Raw genomic sequence first — 18,901 nt, 5'->3', positions numbered from 1 at the left:
TCCCCTATTACATCTTTGCTACGAAAGGGGAAAAATTGGTATACTATAACCAAATTACGGAGGTGTTTTCGCAATGAATCATTATAAAGACGATAGTTACGCCTTACATACAGATTTATATCAAATCAACATGGCTTATACATATTGGAAAGATGGTATTCATACTCGCCGTTCTGTTTTTGATCTATACTTTCGAAAGCTTCCGTTTGAAAACGGCTATGCTGTTTTTGCTGGGCTTGAAAAAATTGTAGAGTACATAGAAAATTTCAGCTTTACCGAAAGTGATCTCGCTTATTTAGCCGAGCTGCAATTTGAAGAAGACTTCCTTCATTATTTACAAAATATGAAGTTCACTGGAATAATTCGTAGTATGCAAGAAGGCGAAGTTGTTTTTAATAATGAGCCTTTATTACGTGTCGATGCACCACTTGGCGAGGCACAAATAATTGAAACCGCCCTCTTAAATATTGTAAATTACCAAACATTAATTGCTACAAAAGCTGCACGTATGAAGCACGCTGCAAATAATGATGAACTTTTAGAGTTTGGTACAAGACGTGCTCATGAGTTTGATGCTGCCCTTTGGGGAACACGAGCTGCTTTCATTGGCGGTTTCTCTTCTACAAGTAACGTTCGGGCAGGGAAACGCTTTGGCATCCCTGTAGCCGGCACACATGCCCACTCTTTCGTTCAAGCATATCGTGATGAATATGTTGCGTTTAAAAAATATGCTGAAACACATAAAAAATGCGTATTTCTCGTCGATACATACGACACTTTGAAATCTGGTGTTCCAAATGCGATTCGTGTCGCAAAAGAATTCGGGGATCGTATCAATTTTTATGGCATTCGCCTGGATAGTGGTGATATGGCATATTTATCAAAGGAAGCAAGAAAACAACTTGATGAAGCTGGATTTACAAACACAAAAATTATCGCTTCTAGCGATTTAGATGAATATACGATTATGCATTTGAAATCTCAAGGGGCAAAGATTGATGTATGGGGTGTTGGTACAAAGCTGATTACAGCCTTTGAGCAACCAGCATTAGGGGCTGTTTACAAACTAGTCGCTATTGAAGATACTGACGGAAAATTAAATGATACAATTAAAATTTCATCTAACCCTGAAAAAATTACCACTCCAGGACTTAAACGAATTTATCGTATTATTAACCGTGTTAACGATCATGCAGAAGGCGATTATATTGCGTTAGAGTCAGAAGAACCTGGAAAAGAAGAACGTTTAAAAATGTTCCATCCTGTTCACACATATATAAGTAAATTCGTAACAAACTTTGAAGCACGCGAACTGCATCAAGATATTTTCGTTAACGGTAAAAGAACGTATGAATTACCCAATATATTAGATATCCAAAAATATAACGAACGCAGCCTCTCACTATTTTGGGAAGAGTATATGCGAACTTTAAACCCTGAAGAGTACCCTGTCGATTTAAGCCAAGAATGTTGGGATCATAAAATGAATTATATTCAAACTGTTCGAGAAAAGGTTGCGAAAAATATACAAAAATAAACAGAGAAGTTTCTCCTTCTCTGTTTTTTTCAATATTACGTTACCAACAGTCATCCTCAATAACACAGTAAAATAATAAAAATAAGAGAGGGCGTAATCGCGCCCTCTCTTATTTTTATAAATCTTTCACTCTCAGTACACGCATTGCATTTAAAACTGCAAGTAGTGTCACACCAACATCTGAGAAGACTGCTTCCCACATTGTTGCAATACCAAAGGCGCCGAGTAATAACACTAACCCTTTTACCCCTAATGCAAATATAATATTTTGCCATACGATGCTACGTGTACGTTTTGCAATTTTTACTGCTGTCACAATTTTTGAAGGCTCATCAGTCATAATAACGATGTCAGCAGCTTCAATTGCTGCATCTGACCCTAAACCGCCCATCGCAATACCAACGTCTGCTCGTGCTAATACTGGTGTATCATTAATACCATCACCAACAAATGCAATCTTTTCTTTACCGCGTTTTGCTGCATCAATTTTTTCGATTTCTTCTACTTTTTGGTGTGGTAATAATTCGGCATGAACTTCATCTAAACCTAATTCTTTACCAACAGCTGCACCAACTGATTTTGCATCACCAGTTAACATGACTGTCTTCTTAATACCTAGTTCTTTTAACTTTTGAATTGCTTGTTTTGAATCCTCTTTTACCTCATCAGAGATAACGATGTAACCCGCATATTTACCATCTACAGCAACATGAACGAGTGTACCTACTGTTTCTGGCTGCTTAAATGTAATATTTTCTTTCTTCATTAACTTTGCATTACCTGCGAAAATTTCTTTTCCTTGTACTTTTACAACCGTACCATGACCAGAAATTTCACTATAGTCTTCAATAGCATTTTCATCGATTGATTTTCCATATGCTTTTCGAATAGATTGTGCAATCGGATGATTAGAATATACTTCTGCAAATGCTGCATATTCTAATAGTTCTTCAGCTGTAGTACCTTCACTAGGATCCATCTTCGTAACTTTAAAGACACCTTTTGTTAATGTTCCTGTTTTATCAAAAACGATATATTTCACATCATTCAATGCTTCTAAATAGTTACTTCCTTTTACTAAAATACCACTTTTAGATGCCCCACCAATACCGCCAAAGAATCCAAGAGGAATCGATACAACGAGCGCACATGGACAAGAGATTACTAAGAACACTAAAGCTCTGTAAATCCAATCGGAGAATGTAGCACCCTCTAAAATAAGTGGTGGAATAAATGCCATTATTGCCGCTGTTATAACTACAACAGGAGTATAATAACGTGCAAACTTCGTAATAAAGTTTTCTGTTGGCGCTTTTTTGCTACTTGCATTTTGTACTAAGTCTAAAATTTTCGATACAGTCGATTCACCGAACTCTTTTGTAACTTCAACAGTTAATACACCATTTTGGTTTACAAAACCACTTAATACGTCATTACCAACTTCCACTTCTCGCGGTACAGACTCACCTGTTAACGCTGAAGTATCCATCATTGATGTTCCCTCAATTACTTTCCCGTCTAACGGTACTTTTTCACCTGGTTTTACGATAATATACTCACCAATTTGCACATCTTCTGGTGATACTTGTTTCGTTTCGTTTCCAACTTTCACATTCGCATAGTCAGGACGAATATCCATTAATGACGTAATTGATTTTCGAGAACGATTTACTGCAATACTTTGGAACAGTTCCCCTACTTGATAAAATAGCATAACTGCTACCGCTTCTGGATATTGTTGAATCGCGAAAGCTCCTAAAGTTGCAATTGCCATTAAAAAGTTTTCATCGAACACTTGGCCGCGAGTTATGTTTCTTACCGCTCTCCAAACGATATCTCCACCAATTAATAGATACGCAAGGACGAATAATGGAATTGTTATCATTTGCGGTAATCCAGCTAATGCAGCAATTCCTGTCAAAATTCCGCCGACTACTAATCGTCCTATCATCTTTTTCACATTTCCATCACCATGATCATGGCCGTGGTCGTGTCCTTTTTCCTCTTCACGAACAACTTTTACATCAGGCTCTAACTTTTGAACAACATTTTTTATATTTTGCACAGTCGATTCAAGTTCTCTTTTATTCGTAACTTCTACTCGTAATTTCTTTGATACGAAATCAACAGTCGCTTCTGAAACTGTTGGCATTTCCTTTACCTTATTTTCAATCTTCATTGCACAATTTGCACAGTCTAAGCCTTCTAATACAAACACTTCTTTTATTAATTTTGTTTTTTGCTCTTCTTGCACTTTAATATGCGGCTCTAATTTTGTAACAAGTTGCTTCGCTTCCGTAACAACTTGATTTTCTTTATTTTGCGGTGTTTCTAAAAGCATCGTTTTTGTTGCAAAGTTTACTGAACAAGACGTTACTCCTTCTATATTCCCAACACCTTTTTCAATTTTCATTGCACAATTTGCACAATCTAAACCTTCTAGCATAAGTTTCTTTTTCACTAATGCCTCTGCCATCGTTCTCCCTCCTCGCGTTTTTATTCTTCCTCGTTTACGTGTTCAAACGCTTGCTCGAAGATATGAATTACGTGTTGATCAGCTAATGAATAATAAACTACCTTTCCTTCTTTACGGTTCTTTACAAGCTTTGCTTGCTTTAATACACGAAGCTGATGTGAGATTGAAGATTGCGTCATTCCTAATAAATAAGCTAAATCACAAACACACATTTCAGCTTCAAATAATGCATGTAATATTCTCGTACGTGTACGGTCACCTAATACTTTAAATAATTCTGCTACTTTACTTAAACTTTCATCAGTCGGAATTGTTTGTTTTACTTGATCCACGATTTCCTCGTGAATTACCGTTTGAGAACATGCTTCCTGTTGCGTTTCTATTTTATTTCCAGCCATTATAGCTCACCTCTTTAATTGAACATATGAACAATCATTCATATATCTTATACTCTTATTATATGAGCGCCTGTTCATATGTGTCAATAAAATCCGTAAGATTTTTTTGACAATTTCGTTCACGTTTCAAAATAAACACATAAATATTCTCCGCATCTATCATGCTCTTCATACAAAAAGGATGCACGAAAGCTATCGCACATCCTTTTCTTATTTATTAACTTTCACTGCATCCACAATTAACGAAGCGAATCCTAATTTACCATCCTGATTTCTATAATCAAAACGTTTCGATCGATAAATAAAACCTCCTTGCTCATTCCAATCATTATACTGAAATTCTCCATTTTCATCGCAATACTCTAGCAACTTTACTTGAAAACCCGCTACTTCAAACATAGATACAATCGTTTTATAGTTATGTACAATTTTATGACTTGCAGCCGGATGATCTAATGGACCTGGCCCTCCTACTTGCACACCTTGCTGATATTCTTCATTTGGAAAAAATGCATCTGGTACCGCACAACGAATGTAACCATCATCTTGTAAAAATTCATAGCATATTTTAGCTGCTTCTATACCTTCTTCATACGATAAATGCTCCCATACGTGTTCAGCCAAAATTACTGATAAAGAATTAGGCTGAAATTTATTAAGCCACGTTTCTCTTTTTAATAAATTTAATTCTTCTTCATTCGTATGTAACCAACCTGGGTTATTATTATATCCCTCTGCTCCAACGACAACTTTCGTCTCCATCTTTCCACCCCTTCTTATATTCCGACATAAAAATTCGACAACATAACATTGGTCTCCTTTATTTCCCCAAAAGAAAAAGCCTTGCGCGCTCCCTAGACGCACAAGGCTTACTAACTTTATATCCCTTTAATTAGCTTCTTCTAAATTATCCTGCGAACTTTCATCTTCTTTTAGATGACTATGTTTTTTCGAATATACAAAGTATACAACTACTCCAATTGCCAACCAAACACCGAAGTATATCCATGTTTTTAACGGTAGATTTACCATTAAGAATAGACAGCATGCAACTGAAATAATCGGTAAGATTGGTACAAGTGGTACCATAAATCCACGTTGTAATTTCGGATGCGTTTTACGAAGAATGATGACAGTTACACCAACCATCGCGAATGTTAATAACGCTCCAATATTCGCTAAATTCGACAATTCTTTTAAATCGATAAATCCAGCAATTACAGCACTACCAATTCCTGTTAACCAAACTGAAAATGTTGGTGCTTCTGTCTTCTTGTTAATTTTCGCGAAAGATTTTGGCAATAAACCGTCACGGCTCATCGCGAAGAATACACGTGTCGTAGCGTAGATGTATGCGAAAATTACAGCCATAATACCAATTACAGCTCCAATAGCAATTACACCAGCCACTTTATCTTGTCCTACAACTTCTAGTACATAGGCCATCGCTTCAGGTACATCTAATTCCTTGTAAGAAACCATACCTGTCATAACGAGACAAACTACAACATAAATGATTGTACAAATGACTAATGAAGCAATAATACCAATCGGCAAATCACGTTGTGGATTTTTCACTTCTTCAGCAGAAGTTGCTAATGCATCAAATCCTAAGAAAGCGAAGAATACTGCTGCTCCTCCGGCGAAGACTCCACTTAAGCCGTACGGTGCAAATGGTATCCAGTTTTCTGGTTTCACGTAGAATACACCAACTGCAATGAATAAAACAACAATACCAATTTTAATTAATACCATTATGTTATTTACACGCTTACTTTCCTTTGTACCTCGTGATAATAACCAAGTTATCACCAACGTAACGATAACTGCTGGTAAGTTCACCATACCACCTTGCGATGGAATCGTTAACAATGCTTTTGGAATTTCAATTCCTAATCCACTCACTAAGTTATTGAAATAACCCGTCCATCCACCAGCTACTGCGGCAGTCGTTACGACATATACGGATAGCAATGTCCACCCCATTAAATGGGCAACAAACTCACCAATTGTTGCATATGAATATGTGTACACACTACCTGAAACAGGAAGTGCAGATGCAACCTCTGCATAACATAAAGCTGCAAATCCACAAACAATTGCTGCAATCATGAATGAAAAAATAACTGCTGGACCAGCATCTCTTGCTGCTACTAATCCCGTTAATACTAGAACTCCTGTACCAATTATCGCACCAATCCCTAGCATTGTTAGGTCAAATGCCCCTAGCGTTTTCGTCAAAGTTTTACTTTTACTTTCCCCTAACAATTGCGTAACGGATTTCTTTTTGAATAGGTTGGCCACGATGAATGCCCCCTTTTACCAAGAAGAGCTAAGAGGTATTATCTCTTAGCTCTTATCATGTTGTTTTATATATTGTTCGATTTTGTTTTGTATAATGCTTCTATTAGCAAGATACTGTTTCTGCTTCTAATAATTCTTTAGCACCTTTGTACTCTACACCGTGAGCTTCTGCAACTGCTTCGAATGTTACGTAGCCTTCTAATGTGTTAATACCTTTTAATAATGCAGAGTTGCCTAGGCAAGCTTCTTTGTAGCCTTTGTTAGCAATTTGTACTGCATATGGTACTGTTACGTTTGTTAATGCAAGAGTTGATGTACGTGGAACTGCACCTGGCATATTTGCAACTGCATAGTGAACAACGCCGTGTTTTTCATAAGTTGGGTTATCATGAGTTGTAATACGGTCAGTTGTTTCGAAAATACCACCTTGGTCAATCGCGATATCTACAACAACAGAACCTTGTTCCATTGATTTAATCATTTCTTCTGTTACAAGTTTTGGCGCTTTTGCACCTGGGATTAATACTGCACCGATTACAAGATCAGATTCTTTTACAGCTTCTGCAATATTGTAAGGATTAGACATTAAAGTTTTTACTTGGTTTCCGAAAATGTCATCTAATTGACGAAGACGTTCTGCACTTAAGTCGATGATTGTTACATCCGCACCTAGTCCGACTGCAATTTTAGCAGCATTTGTACCAGCTTGTCCACCACCGATAATTGTTACTTTACCGCGTTTAACTCCTGGAACACCTGCAAGTAAGATACCTTTACCGCCTTTGTTTTTCTCAAGGAATTGCGCACCGATTTGTGCAGCCATACGACCAGCTACTTCACTCATAGGTGCAAGTAATGGTAATGAACGGTTTTCTAATTGTACTGTTTCATATGCGATAGCAACAACTTTCTTTTCAATTAACGCTTTTGTTAATTCTGGTTCTGGAGCTAAGTGTAAGTATGTGAATAAGATTAAACCTTCACTGAAGTGTTTGTATTCGCTTTCAACTGGTTCCTTAACTTTCATAACCATTTCCATGTTCCAAGCTTCTTCAGCTGTATCAACAATTTTTGCTCCCGCTTCAACATACTGAGCATCTGTGAAACCAGATCCTACACCTGCATCCTTTTGAATGAATACTTCGTGATTGTTACGAACTAAATGTACAACACCTGCTGGTGTCATTGCCACACGGTTTTCGTTGTTTTTAATTTCTGCTGGTACCCCAATACGCATAATGAAATGCCCCCTTATAATTAACAGAAAAAAGGAATTCTTTTTTCTTTTTTAAATAATTAATAACTTATGTCCTTATTCTAGCATAACTTAAAAGTTATGAAAACGCTAACATACTATTTTTTTAAAGTTTATATATTTAGAATAGTGTAAATATATAAAACATTGATTCTATTGAGTTCTGCGTACCACTTCATCATCTATCACTCTATTTCTATTATATCCATTCAAAATGCATAGTTATTATTTATTATTTGACAATAACGTAACAATGTAAAAAAACTAAGTAGTTACGTATACATATACACTTATTACTTTGTACAATACTTTAGAAATATATTCTTTTCATAAAAAAACAGCTACTAGCATTTAGCCAGCAGCTGGGTAACTTATAAATAATTTTGAAAACAAGTCTTCTGTCGTTTCTGTAATTTTATCAAATATATCGCTTTCTTCAGCTTCTTGTTCTTTTAACATCTTAATTGTTTCACGTGCGTCTTCAGGATAATCGGTAATGATACCATCTACGTTTAACTTATAATATGCCTTTAAACTTTCCATATCATTTACTGTCCATACGTAAATTGGCTTATTTAACTTCCTTGCTTCTTTTACTAATTTTTTATTTAACATGTATTCTTCTGCTACATAAAAATCAGCCTTCACATTCTTTAAGTTAGCTCTACTTGCATACAGTATATATCCTACTTTTATATCTGGATTTGCACGCTTAAACTCTTTAATAAGGGGATAATGTAATGTTTGAATAACGCATTGTTTCTCAAAGTCATTATCTTTAATTGCTTTTAATACTTTATTTACGAAGTCCTTCTCATTACCGTGAAGCTTCACTTCTATATTGAGTTTTATTTTATTTTTTGAAAGCTTAATAATCTCATCTAATGTACTAATTTCTCCTGTGAGCCCATCTTGACTAAGAGTAAGCTCCCTTAGCTCATCCATCGTCAAATCTGATACATGCACATTCGCATTCGCAAGACGTTTCAACTTCAAATCATGTATGACTGCTAGTTCGCCATCTTTTGTTTGCAAGACATCTATTTCAGCATAGTCTGCTTTTGCATCAATGGCACCTTGCACTGCTTCTTTCGTATTCTCTACACCTTTTGATATATATCCACGGTGCGCCATAATAATTGGTTCTTTATATGTGTTTGAAATAAAGGTCACAATGAAGGCAACGACCATTCCAGCAGTAATAATTCCCACAATATATACACCAATAAATTTCCAACGATGTTTTTGGAAGAAACATTTATCTGCTTTCGATTTTGAATAGTCTAATCCTTCTTCTAGTAAAACATCTTCAACCGGAACCTTTTGCAAATACAATCGCGTAATCGCCATAATATAAAATGGTGTCACGATAAAGCTAAATAAATACAATGTACTTGTTAGGAATACAGACATTGTTGATTCAGCTAACAATGCGAATGTTCCTTTCGGGTTTGTAAATTCATACACACCCCATAGGCACAATAAATATATTCCCCAAAATACAATATACACAATCCCTATTGAAATGAAAAAACCTACTAAAAAGAATAGTACTTTAAAAAAGCTTTCTTTTACTAAAGCTGCACTTTTGCGTGCTGCCACGCGAAATGTTTTTTGCTCTAAAACGACAATAGGTAGAACAAAAATCCAGCGAAGGTTCAAATACGCGACTACAGCAAAGAACGTGTAATAACCAACTTGTCCCATCGTTGTCTTGAAGAGTTCTCCTGTAATAAAGTTAGGAATTTGAATTTGCGGAATTAATGCCGTTTCATATCCCATATTTAAAAGAGGTAATAATACGACAGCATATAAAATAAATCCTGGTAAGCAATATGTGAAAAGAGTAGGTAAATACGTTACCGTTTTATATAAAATCGGACGTAATTTCACCTTTTGTCTTTTATGAGCAAAATACGAAATAATAATAAGTACCGCAAATTCCGTAAAAATAAGAAACAGTGCTAACAATGACAAAATTACGATTGCCAAGATGCCGTATGGTGTCTTTAAAAACGCTAATAATTCATCGTTCGTTGCATTTGCATAACCACCAAAATACAATAACTTATTAAAAATGATCCCAAATAGCGGGACAAATACAATCGCTGCTAATAATTTATAAACAAGTTGAAAGGTTAATACATTCCAAAAAGCAAATCTAACTGTTTGAAAGGAATGTCCCATTACTCCTGGTATAGATAGTTTTTTACGGTGTTGCATATATTCCTCCAAATTCTAAAACGGTATTTGAGATGGATTCCACATTTCCAGTTCCAATCCATCTTTTTAATAATAATATATTCCGCTTAACATGAACACTCTTATACATATAATGAAAAAAGTGATGGCTAATCCCATCACTTTTTTTCACTCACTCTATTTTTTCTCTAATCCTTGTCCAAATGCTTTTAAGAAACTAAAACCGAATGTAATCGCCCTGTTGATATCTGGATCTTTTAATACCTTAAAGAAATCCATCACTTTTGTTTTCTTTCCATTTTTCAGCTCATCCGTTGCAAATTGTAATCCAGTGACTAAACTAGATGTTATTTGTTTCGTTATTTCTGGGTCCACTGAAGATAATGCCTCTCCTGCCCCCATCATATTGTTTAATGCGTTTTTTACTGGTTCACGATTCAATTGTTCAACAGCTATTTTGGAAACATCTTCTTTTGCAGCAAGTAAACTAATTGCTGCATCTAAAATTCCAGCTTTGTGCAACTGCGCTAATAGCTGCATCGTCTCTTCTACTGCTTCTCTATTTTCAGCTAGATCATTTAACAACTCATCTGTTACTTGCTGTTTTTTTTCTTCTTCTGTTACAATCTTCTTTTTAATTAAAGTAATCTCTTTTGCCACTATCTCCGCCCCCTAATTCTGGTCCACAAGTGATACGTATTGTTTTCTTTGCCACTTTTTCTCGATTTCAACACCATTTTGCGGATGACGTTTTTTATCTCTCGGGTTTGAAGATGGTAACGGACGATTTCCTTTTTCACGTAATACGCGCAGTTTCACCATTGTTTGTTTATAAGCTGGTGTACACGTATAAATGTCTGTTGCTGTTCCTGTTAAAATATTGATTGCCTCTTCATTTACTGTCGCATGCATCGGCAAATATAACTCATTTCCAGTTACACGATCTGTAACAAGCGCTTGTACTTTAATCTTTCCAAATGGTGATGCTAACTCTACAAGACCACCATCTTTCACATTGCGTTCTTTAGCAAGTTCAGGTGAAATTTCAACAAATACTTCAGACACTTTAGATAAAATTCCAGCCGACTTATTCGTCATATTTCCTTCATGGAAATGCTCTAGTATACGGCCATTATTTAATAGTAAATCATACTCATCTGGTGCTACAACTGGCGGAACCCATTCATCTAGTGATAATCGTGCTAGTTTGTCTGGGAAGTTAAATCCATCTACATATAATAACGGTGTATCACTACCATCATGGCTACCCCAACATAAACTATTCCAGCCTTCTAAACGGTCATACGTTGCTTGTGAATATAACGGGGCAAGCGATGCAATTTCATCCATAATTTCACTTGGACTTCCATAATTCCAATCTCCGCCCAGTGCACGAGCTACTTTTTGTAAAATCCACCAATCTGGTTTAGAATCACCAAGTGGCTTCAATACTTCATACAATCTTTGAATACGGCGCTCTGTATTTGTAAATGTTCCTTCCTTTTCTAAGCTTGGTGCTGCCGGTAAAATAACATCGGCAAAACGAGCTGTTTTCGATAAGAACATATCTTGAACAACAAGGAAGTCTAAATTCGCTAAAATATGTTGTACATGGTTGGCATTTGAATCTACTAAAGCCATTTCTTCTCCCATAACATACATACCACGCAGTTTTCCTTCTTCGGCCGCAAGTAACATTGCGATATTATTTAATCCCGGTTCTTTCGGAATGGTAGTACCGTATGCTTTTTCAAATTTCGCACGATGCACATCATCTGAAACTGCTTGGTAACCCGGAAGCCAGTTCGGTAATGTCGCCATATCACAAGCACCTTGTACGTTATTATGCCCGCGTAACGGATACGCACCGGCACCAGGACGACGGTAGTTACCTGTAACGAGAAGTAAATTTGAAATTGCTGCCGACGTTGTACTTCCTCCTGTATTTTGAGTTACACCCATTCCCCAAAGTATACAAGTACCATCTGCTTCATATACCATACGAGCCATTTCTTTTAACTGAGCTTTAGAAATCCCTGTAATTTTCTCAGTATAATCAAGCGTATATTTCTCTAGCATTTTGCTATATTCATCAAAATTCTTTACATTTTCAGCTATGAACTTTTTATCGTGCCAATCTTGATCGATAATGTATTTCGTTATCCCAGCAAGCCATACATAATCCGTCCCTTGACTCGGGTGAACAAATATATCAGCACGCTCCGCCATTTCATGTTTACGAAGGTCTGCGACAATTAGTTTTTGTTCATGTAATTTATGAGCACGTTTCACTCTAGTTGCAAGTACAGGATGTCCTTCTGTTGGATTTGCACCAACAATAATAACAAGACCTGCCTCAGCAATATCTTTCACTGTTCCAGCATCTCCGCCCATACCGACAGTTTTAAATAAACCGTCTGTTGCTGGAGATTGGCAATAACGTGAACAGTTATCTACATTATTTGTTCCATATATTTGACGAGCTAGTTTTTGCATAAGATAGTTTTCTTCATTTGTTACTTTCGAAGAAGAAATAAACCCAAACGCATCGCTACCATATTCTGATTTAATATGTTGCATATTAGATGCAACAACTTCAAGAGCCTCTTCCCATGAAGCCTCAACAAACATATCCCCTTGGCGAATTAACGGCTTTGTAATACGCTCTTCACTGTTCACAAAGTCCCATCCAAATTTGCCTTTTACACATGTGGAAATACCATTAACCGGTGCATCTGAAACAGGTTGCACTTTTAAAATTTGACGATCTTTCGTCCATACTTCAAATGAACAACCTACACCACAAAATGTACAAACTGTTTTTGTCTTATTAATTTTCGTCTTACGCATCGCGGACTCTACTTCTGAAACTGCTAAAATACTGCTATATCCAGGCTCTACATCTTTTACAAAATCAATCATTGGATTTAGCACATCTGGTTTTAAACCAGTCATAAATCCAGCTTCTCCTAGCATCGTTTTTTCCATTAATGCATTACAAGGACAAACTGTTACACATTGCCCACAGCTCACACAAGACGAGTCATTTATATTCACACCATTGTCCCAAATAACACGTGGGCGGTCTAAACTCCAATCAATCGATAAAGTTTCATTCACTTGTAAATTTTGGCATACTTCTACACACTGCCCACAAGCAATACATTGATTTGGATCGTATCGATAGAATGGATGCGACGTATCCACTTCGCATCCACTTACTTTCGGTTCATATGGATATTTCTGTTCTTCAATTCCCATCATATCTACTGTATTGTGGACTTTACAGTTACCATTATTATTATCACATACCGTACAGTACAATAAATGATTCTCTAATATTCGATCCATCGCTTCAGTTTGTGCTTCCTTCGCACGTTCCGATTGCCTCTCAATATGCATGCCATCTTCCAACTTTGTTGAACAAGCACGCATTAACTTTCCATCTACTTCTACAATACATGTATCACAAGTTTGAATAGGATCTACCTCTGGTACATCACAAATTTGAGGATGTTCTAAATTACTTTCGTTAAATAATTGGAGTATCGTCTTTTCACCTGATGCAAAAAATTCTTTACCATCAACGGTTACACGGACTGTCTGTTCTGTCATAGTTTCCCCTCTCCTTACAACTAACTGTACAACACAATTATGAATCCGTTTTCAAATTTGCGTTGCTGTACATATTTTTGAAACGCCCTGTTGAAATACTTTCCTTTGAAGTCGATTCTAGATGTTATAAGGTATAACTACGAAAGCTTGAAAATGTCGCTATTCTACAAATCTATTATATCGTACATATACAATAATAACCAAAATAATCTGCCATCTTCTTACTAGTAGATGCTTTTGTTTTTTCGATGTTTTATGATAAATATGGAGAAAAATATATATAAAGGGGAATTTAATATGGGGCCTACTCAAGAAACATATACCATTGTACGCTATCAATCTGGTACATTTTCAAAACAAACCGATGAGGTTGTTACAGAATCTCCTATTACAATTAAATTAAATAGCGAAGAATACGTAACGGTTGTATGCACTCCTAATTACATTGAAGATATGGTAATCGGTTTTTTAATTTCTGAAGGGATTATTTCTTCTTATAAAGATATCGAAGAATTATGGATCCAAAAAGAAAACGGAATTGTCCATGTAAAATCATCAAAAATTAATCCGCTCTATCAAACTTTATATAATAAACGGTACGTAACTTCTTGTTGCGGAAAAAGTAGACAAGGTTTTGTTTTCATCAACGATGCAGCAAAAGCAAAGAAGTTACATGATATACATATAACTATTACTCCGGAAGAATGTTTTCACCTAATGACTTCCTTACAACAATCTTCAACTACATTTCGCCAAACGGGTGGTGTGCATAATACCGCTCTATGTGATCGAAAAAACATTCTTTTAGCACGAATGGATATCGGAAGACATAATGCGCTAGATAAAATATACGGTCATTGTTTACGAAACAATATATCTGTTCAAGGGAAAATCATTGCGTTTAGCGGACGCATCTCATCTGAAATTTTGTTAAAGGTTTCAAAAATAGGTTGCGAAATTGTTCTATCTAAATCAGCTCCAACTAAACTAGCTCTGCAACTCGCCCATGATTTAGGTATTACCGTAGTAGGATTTATTCGAAATGGATCTTGCAATATTTATACACATCCAGAACGAATCGATGGCTACAAAATAAACGATTGACTACGTAAAAGAAAGTGAAAATTTAATCAGTGGAGGTTTTTTCCCTCCCCACTGATTATTAGCCCAAACCAATTGGGCTTTTACGGGCAACCCGACTCCCACGAATAGTGGGATAAAAATGACTCCTTTACAAAGCTGGAATTTTAGTTATAAAAATGTAATATATTAAATCCTTGAATAGTTAATTAAGTTAATATATAATTTCATTACATAAATAAAATAAAAACATAGTAGCATAATCTCTTCATTCTTTTACAAATTAAGAAAGAATAGTCACAGAATACATTTAACTAAACTTAATCTTACAAAGTTAATGAATTAAATTTGAATCAATCTAGGAGGTTACAACTATGGAAATTCGCTTATTAACAACAGAGGACGCAGAAATTTATTTGAAAGTTTGTATGGAAGGTTTAACGAAAAACCCTGAGGCTTTTAGCTCTTCTTATGAAGATGTTCTTAAACATGAAAACCCTGTCGCTGCTATGGCAAAGCGATTAAGCAATCCGGATAAGTATACTCTAGGTGTCTTCAAAGATAATGATTTAGTCGGTATTGCTACTCTAGAAACAAAGCCATTTATTAAGCAAGAGCATAAAGCAAAAATCGGCTCCGTTTTTGTTTCTCCAAAAGCGCGTGGTCTCGGTGCAGGACGAGCTTTAATTAAAGCGATTATTGAAAATGCCGATAAATTACATGTAGAACAGCTCATGCTTGATGTTGTTGCTGATAACACTGCTGCAAAAAAATTATATGAGTCCCTCGGCTTCCAAACTTACGGTGTGCAAGAACGGTCCTTAAAACATAATGGCCAATATTGGGACGAAGAGCATATGGTTTTATTCTTAAATAATTAACATTTTAATATAATTTTTCAAAAGCATCTTCTTATTAATTAAGATGCTTTTTTCATTACAACAATGTAATCTTCATGTCACCTTTATCAATCGTTCCAATCCTTTCCATTCGTTATACTAAAAATATAAAGTGAGACTTTAATCAGTGGGGATGATCCATCTCCCGCTGAGTATTTCATGAACGTATAGCATGCAATTGATATGTAGAGGAGAATGTAACATGAAACAAAACAAACAAGCTATCTTTTTAATATTTGCTACAGCAATTGTAACTTCTGGACTGGCAATTCTACCTTGGTTTATTATATAGAAAACATTAAAAAAGCTTATTGCTTCTTAAGAAGCAATAAGCTTTTTTTCTATTATAAAATCCCGAAAAATTTATTTACACAACTTATCATAATAAGCATAGATACCGCAACACACATTACAATCGCATTACGATCTTGCTTTTCTTTTTGTAAATGTTCTACTTTTTTACTCATGTGTACAATCCCCTTTATATTAAAAAAAGTGTGAGATAGGAAATTTTTCTTATCCGATGCGAGGTGAATACGAAAACCCTCTCTATCTCACATACACAATAGAATGGAATTGTCATTTTATAAATAAAATGACATGACGTTATGTCGCAACATAGGGTATTTGTGTCGCTACGTTTTCTATTATAAAAAATAGTTGTGCAAAACTAGTGCATTTTTTATGTCAATTGCCCTGATTGAAAAAATCAGCCATCCATTCAATCACATAAAAAGAGTTTTTTATTATTTTCATGTAAACTATACAAGTAGAATGAAGAGTTTGGGGTGCACAAGATTATGGTGAAAATTTTATTAGTAGACGATGAAGAACGTATGTTACGATTATTAGATCTGTTCTTAAGCCCTCGTGGCTATTTTTGTATGAAAGCTACCTCTGGCCTTGAAGCGCTAGAATTAATCGAACAAAAGGACTTCGATATTATTTTATTAGATGTTATGATGCCAAATATGGATGGGTGGGATACTTGCTATCAAATCCGTCAAATTTCCAACGTTCCAATTATTATGCTAACAGCTCGCAACCAAAATTATGATATGGTCAAAGGCCTGACCATGGGAGCAGATGACTATATTACAAAACCATTCGATGAACATGTATTAGTCGCGCGAATCGAGGCTATATTACGTCGTACAAAGAAAGATAGCTTTGTTAGCTTCAATGGTATTGAGTGGGATAAAACGAAACATACTGTTACAGTTTATAATGAAAAAATCTCACTAACTCCTATTGAATTTTCGTTACTCGGACTATTTTTACAAAATACAAACCGTGCCTACAGCCGAGACGATTTAATCGAGAAGATTTGGGGCTATCAAACAGATATCGAATACAGAACTATCGATTCACATATTCGTAATATACGGGATAAGTTACGCAAAAAAGGATTTCCAGTTGAAGATTACTTAGAAACTGTCTATAAAGTTGGATATAAATGGAAAAGTGAATAATTAATTTGATCAGTGGACAATAGTAGACCACTGACCCTTTATATGAAATAAGGTATGGTGAGAAAATGAGCAGACTTTCCCTTAAAGTTGGGACATACTTTTTAATATTAGCTTTATGTATTGAGACAATCGCTTTCGTATCTTTTTATAAAAGTCTTTCAAAAATGCGTGTTGAAGAGGAAACCATTGCTCTTTTAGAGAAGGGAAACCGCTATCGTGATACGATTGAACGGCGTGCAAAATGGAGCAAATACGGCAAATACGCTGAGCAAAAAAAATATGCTGAACATCTCAACCGCCCTGCCTCTTCTGGCTTCTCTATTGAAGATGCCGCTGAAGACTTAATGGAAACAGAAGCACTTACTAATTCTGATATAGCCATTGTTATAACTGACAGTAATGGAAAAATCACTTCGGCCTCAGAAACAGTAACAAAAGATATGCAAAAACAACTTCATTGTAAAATCCCCCCAGTTAAAAAGGGGGGATTAATAGTAGAAAAGAATTGGAAAGAATCAAAATTCATCTCAACAGTAACACCAATTGACACAAAAGACTTTCAAGGTAAATTACACATGTTCTTAAAAACATCCTTCTTAGAAGATATGCTACTTAGACTAATGAATCAATTCATTATCGTGAGTATTTTGACACTTATTTTAACAACTATTTCTGTCTTTGTTTTTTCTCGAGTTATTACAGATCCTCTTATAAAGATGAAGAGAGCAACAGAAAAAATGTCAAAATTAAACAAACCAATTCAATTAGGGATTAAACGAAATGACGAACTTGGAAGTTTAGCCACAACCATTGAGGAACTGTCTAGTGAACTGACGTATATGAAAAAAGAGCGAAACGAATTTCTTGCCAGTGTAGCGCACGAGTTACTAACTCCACTAACTTATATGAAAGGTTATGCGAAAGTGGCAAAGAGGAATTCTTTAACGAAGGAAGAACGTGAAGAGTATTTACAAATCATCGAGGATGAAACCGATAGTGTAACTGATCTCGTACAAGATTTATTTATGCTCGTACAATTAGAGCAACATCAATTCGTTATTAAAAAACAAAAAATGCTCCTGAGACCATTTTTAGAACGCATGGTTGAAAAAACAAAAACAACATTAACCAACAAACAAATAGAAATTCATGTATACTGTAAAAATGATTTAGAAGTTTGTATAGATGAAAGGCGTATGGAACAAGTGATGTTAAATTTATTGCATAATGCTTATCAACATTCGCCAGAAAACACTTCTATAACAATACGTGTACTAACCAGTGCAAATACCTTTACAATAAGTATACAAGATGAAGGTGAAGGTATTCCAAAAGAAGATATCCCACACATTTTCGATCGCTTTTACCGTGTCGATAAATCTAGAACACGAGCTACGGGAGGAAAAGGTATCGGACTAGCTGTTGCAAAGGAAATTGTAGAACTTCATGATGGTTCTATCGAAGTTAAAAGCGAATTAGAAGTCGGAACAGAATTTATAATTGAATTACCATTTGAATAATATATGTGTGAAATCACCAGTAGTAGTCAACACTACTGGTGCTATTTTATTTATAAAACCAGCCCATATAAGCTAAGCTTTTGAAATTATTCTTATTTCAATATAAAATATAGGTACAACTGTCAAAGATTTGGAGGGTGATA

The 18,901-nt window shown here is 35.5% G+C and carries 14 protein-coding genes; 5 read left to right on the top strand and 9 right to left on the bottom strand.

The window, feature by feature from the left end; translation table 11 throughout:
• Window positions 1-73: 73 nt before the first annotated feature.
• The gene (locus tag MHB76_RS02925) at window positions 74-1,537 is read left to right on the top strand and encodes a nicotinate phosphoribosyltransferase (protein ID WP_002159335.1); all 1,464 of its coding nucleotides are present in this window, start codon (window positions 74-76) and stop codon (window positions 1,535-1,537) included.
• Window positions 1,538-1,652: 115 nt separating this feature from the next.
• On the opposite strand, the gene MHB76_RS02920 is transcribed toward MHB76_RS02925, so the two are convergent.
• From MHB76_RS02920 to fdhF, 8 genes are all read right to left on the bottom strand, one after another.
• Window positions 1,653-4,013, bottom strand: a complete 2,361-nt coding sequence (locus MHB76_RS02920) for a heavy metal translocating P-type ATPase (protein WP_078173861.1) — start codon at window positions 4,011-4,013, stop codon at window positions 1,653-1,655.
• A 20-nt stretch (window positions 4,014-4,033) separates the two neighbouring features.
• Window positions 4,034-4,411: an ArsR/SmtB family transcription factor gene (locus MHB76_RS02915; RefSeq protein WP_002113975.1), complete on the bottom strand. Its 378-nt coding sequence runs from the start codon at window positions 4,409-4,411 to the stop codon at window positions 4,034-4,036.
• A gap of 210 nt (window positions 4,412-4,621) precedes the next feature.
• Window positions 4,622-5,173 (bottom strand): class I SAM-dependent methyltransferase, encoded by a 552-nt coding sequence (locus tag MHB76_RS02910; protein WP_002159337.1) that lies wholly within the window; start codon window positions 5,171-5,173, stop codon window positions 4,622-4,624.
• Between the two features lie 126 nt (window positions 5,174-5,299).
• On the bottom strand, window positions 5,300-6,715 hold the full coding sequence (locus MHB76_RS02905; RefSeq protein ID WP_002159338.1) for an amino acid permease: 1,416 nt from the start codon (window positions 6,713-6,715) through the stop codon (window positions 5,300-5,302).
• 103 nt (window positions 6,716-6,818) lie between these two features.
• On the bottom strand, window positions 6,819-7,952 hold the full coding sequence (ald, locus tag MHB76_RS02900) for an alanine dehydrogenase (protein WP_002140333.1): 1,134 nt from the start codon (window positions 7,950-7,952) through the stop codon (window positions 6,819-6,821).
• A 369-nt stretch (window positions 7,953-8,321) separates the two neighbouring features.
• Window positions 8,322-10,193 (bottom strand): glycerophosphoryl diester phosphodiesterase membrane domain-containing protein, encoded by a 1,872-nt coding sequence (locus MHB76_RS02895; RefSeq protein ID WP_016103501.1) that lies wholly within the window; start codon window positions 10,191-10,193, stop codon window positions 8,322-8,324.
• A gap of 156 nt (window positions 10,194-10,349) precedes the next feature.
• Window positions 10,350-10,832 (bottom strand): DUF1641 domain-containing protein, encoded by a 483-nt coding sequence (locus tag MHB76_RS02890; protein ID WP_002113965.1) that lies wholly within the window; start codon window positions 10,830-10,832, stop codon window positions 10,350-10,352.
• Between the two features lie 12 nt (window positions 10,833-10,844).
• The gene (gene fdhF, locus MHB76_RS02885) at window positions 10,845-13,787 is read right to left on the bottom strand and encodes a formate dehydrogenase subunit alpha (RefSeq protein ID WP_340985631.1); all 2,943 of its coding nucleotides are present in this window, start codon (window positions 13,785-13,787) and stop codon (window positions 10,845-10,847) included.
• A gap of 297 nt (window positions 13,788-14,084) precedes the next feature.
• On the opposite strand from fdhF, the gene fdhD reads away from it, so the two are divergent.
• Together fdhD and MHB76_RS02875 are read left to right on the top strand one after the other, a co-directional pair.
• Complete coding sequence (gene fdhD, locus MHB76_RS02880) at window positions 14,085-14,891, top strand: formate dehydrogenase accessory sulfurtransferase FdhD (RefSeq protein WP_002159342.1); 807 nt, start codon at window positions 14,085-14,087, stop codon at window positions 14,889-14,891.
• A gap of 350 nt (window positions 14,892-15,241) precedes the next feature.
• Window positions 15,242-15,748, top strand: coding sequence for a GNAT family N-acetyltransferase (locus tag MHB76_RS02875; RefSeq protein ID WP_000405886.1), 507 nt, complete (start codon window positions 15,242-15,244; stop codon window positions 15,746-15,748).
• Between the two features lie 362 nt (window positions 15,749-16,110).
• On the opposite strand, the gene MHB76_RS02870 is transcribed toward MHB76_RS02875, so the two are convergent.
• Window positions 16,111-16,233, bottom strand: coding sequence for a hypothetical protein (locus tag MHB76_RS02870; RefSeq protein ID WP_002113959.1), 123 nt, complete (start codon window positions 16,231-16,233; stop codon window positions 16,111-16,113).
• A 333-nt stretch (window positions 16,234-16,566) separates the two neighbouring features.
• Between MHB76_RS02870 and MHB76_RS02865 the strand changes: the two genes are divergently transcribed.
• Together MHB76_RS02865 and MHB76_RS02860 are read left to right on the top strand one after the other, a co-directional pair.
• Entirely contained in the window at window positions 16,567-17,238 is a 672-nt protein-coding gene (locus MHB76_RS02865; protein WP_033710483.1) for a response regulator transcription factor, read from the top strand.
• A 65-nt stretch (window positions 17,239-17,303) separates the two neighbouring features.
• The gene (locus MHB76_RS02860; protein WP_078173864.1) at window positions 17,304-18,758 is read left to right on the top strand and encodes a sensor histidine kinase; all 1,455 of its coding nucleotides are present in this window, start codon (window positions 17,304-17,306) and stop codon (window positions 18,756-18,758) included.
• Window positions 18,759-18,901 lie beyond the last annotated feature (143 nt).

This window comes from Bacillus sp. FSL M7-1345 (assembly GCF_038006985.1).
In the GTDB taxonomy this organism is placed as follows: domain Bacteria; phylum Bacillota; class Bacilli; order Bacillales; family Bacillaceae_G; genus Bacillus_A; species Bacillus_A cereus_U.
This window is presented reverse-complemented; position numbering and strand designations above follow the sequence as displayed.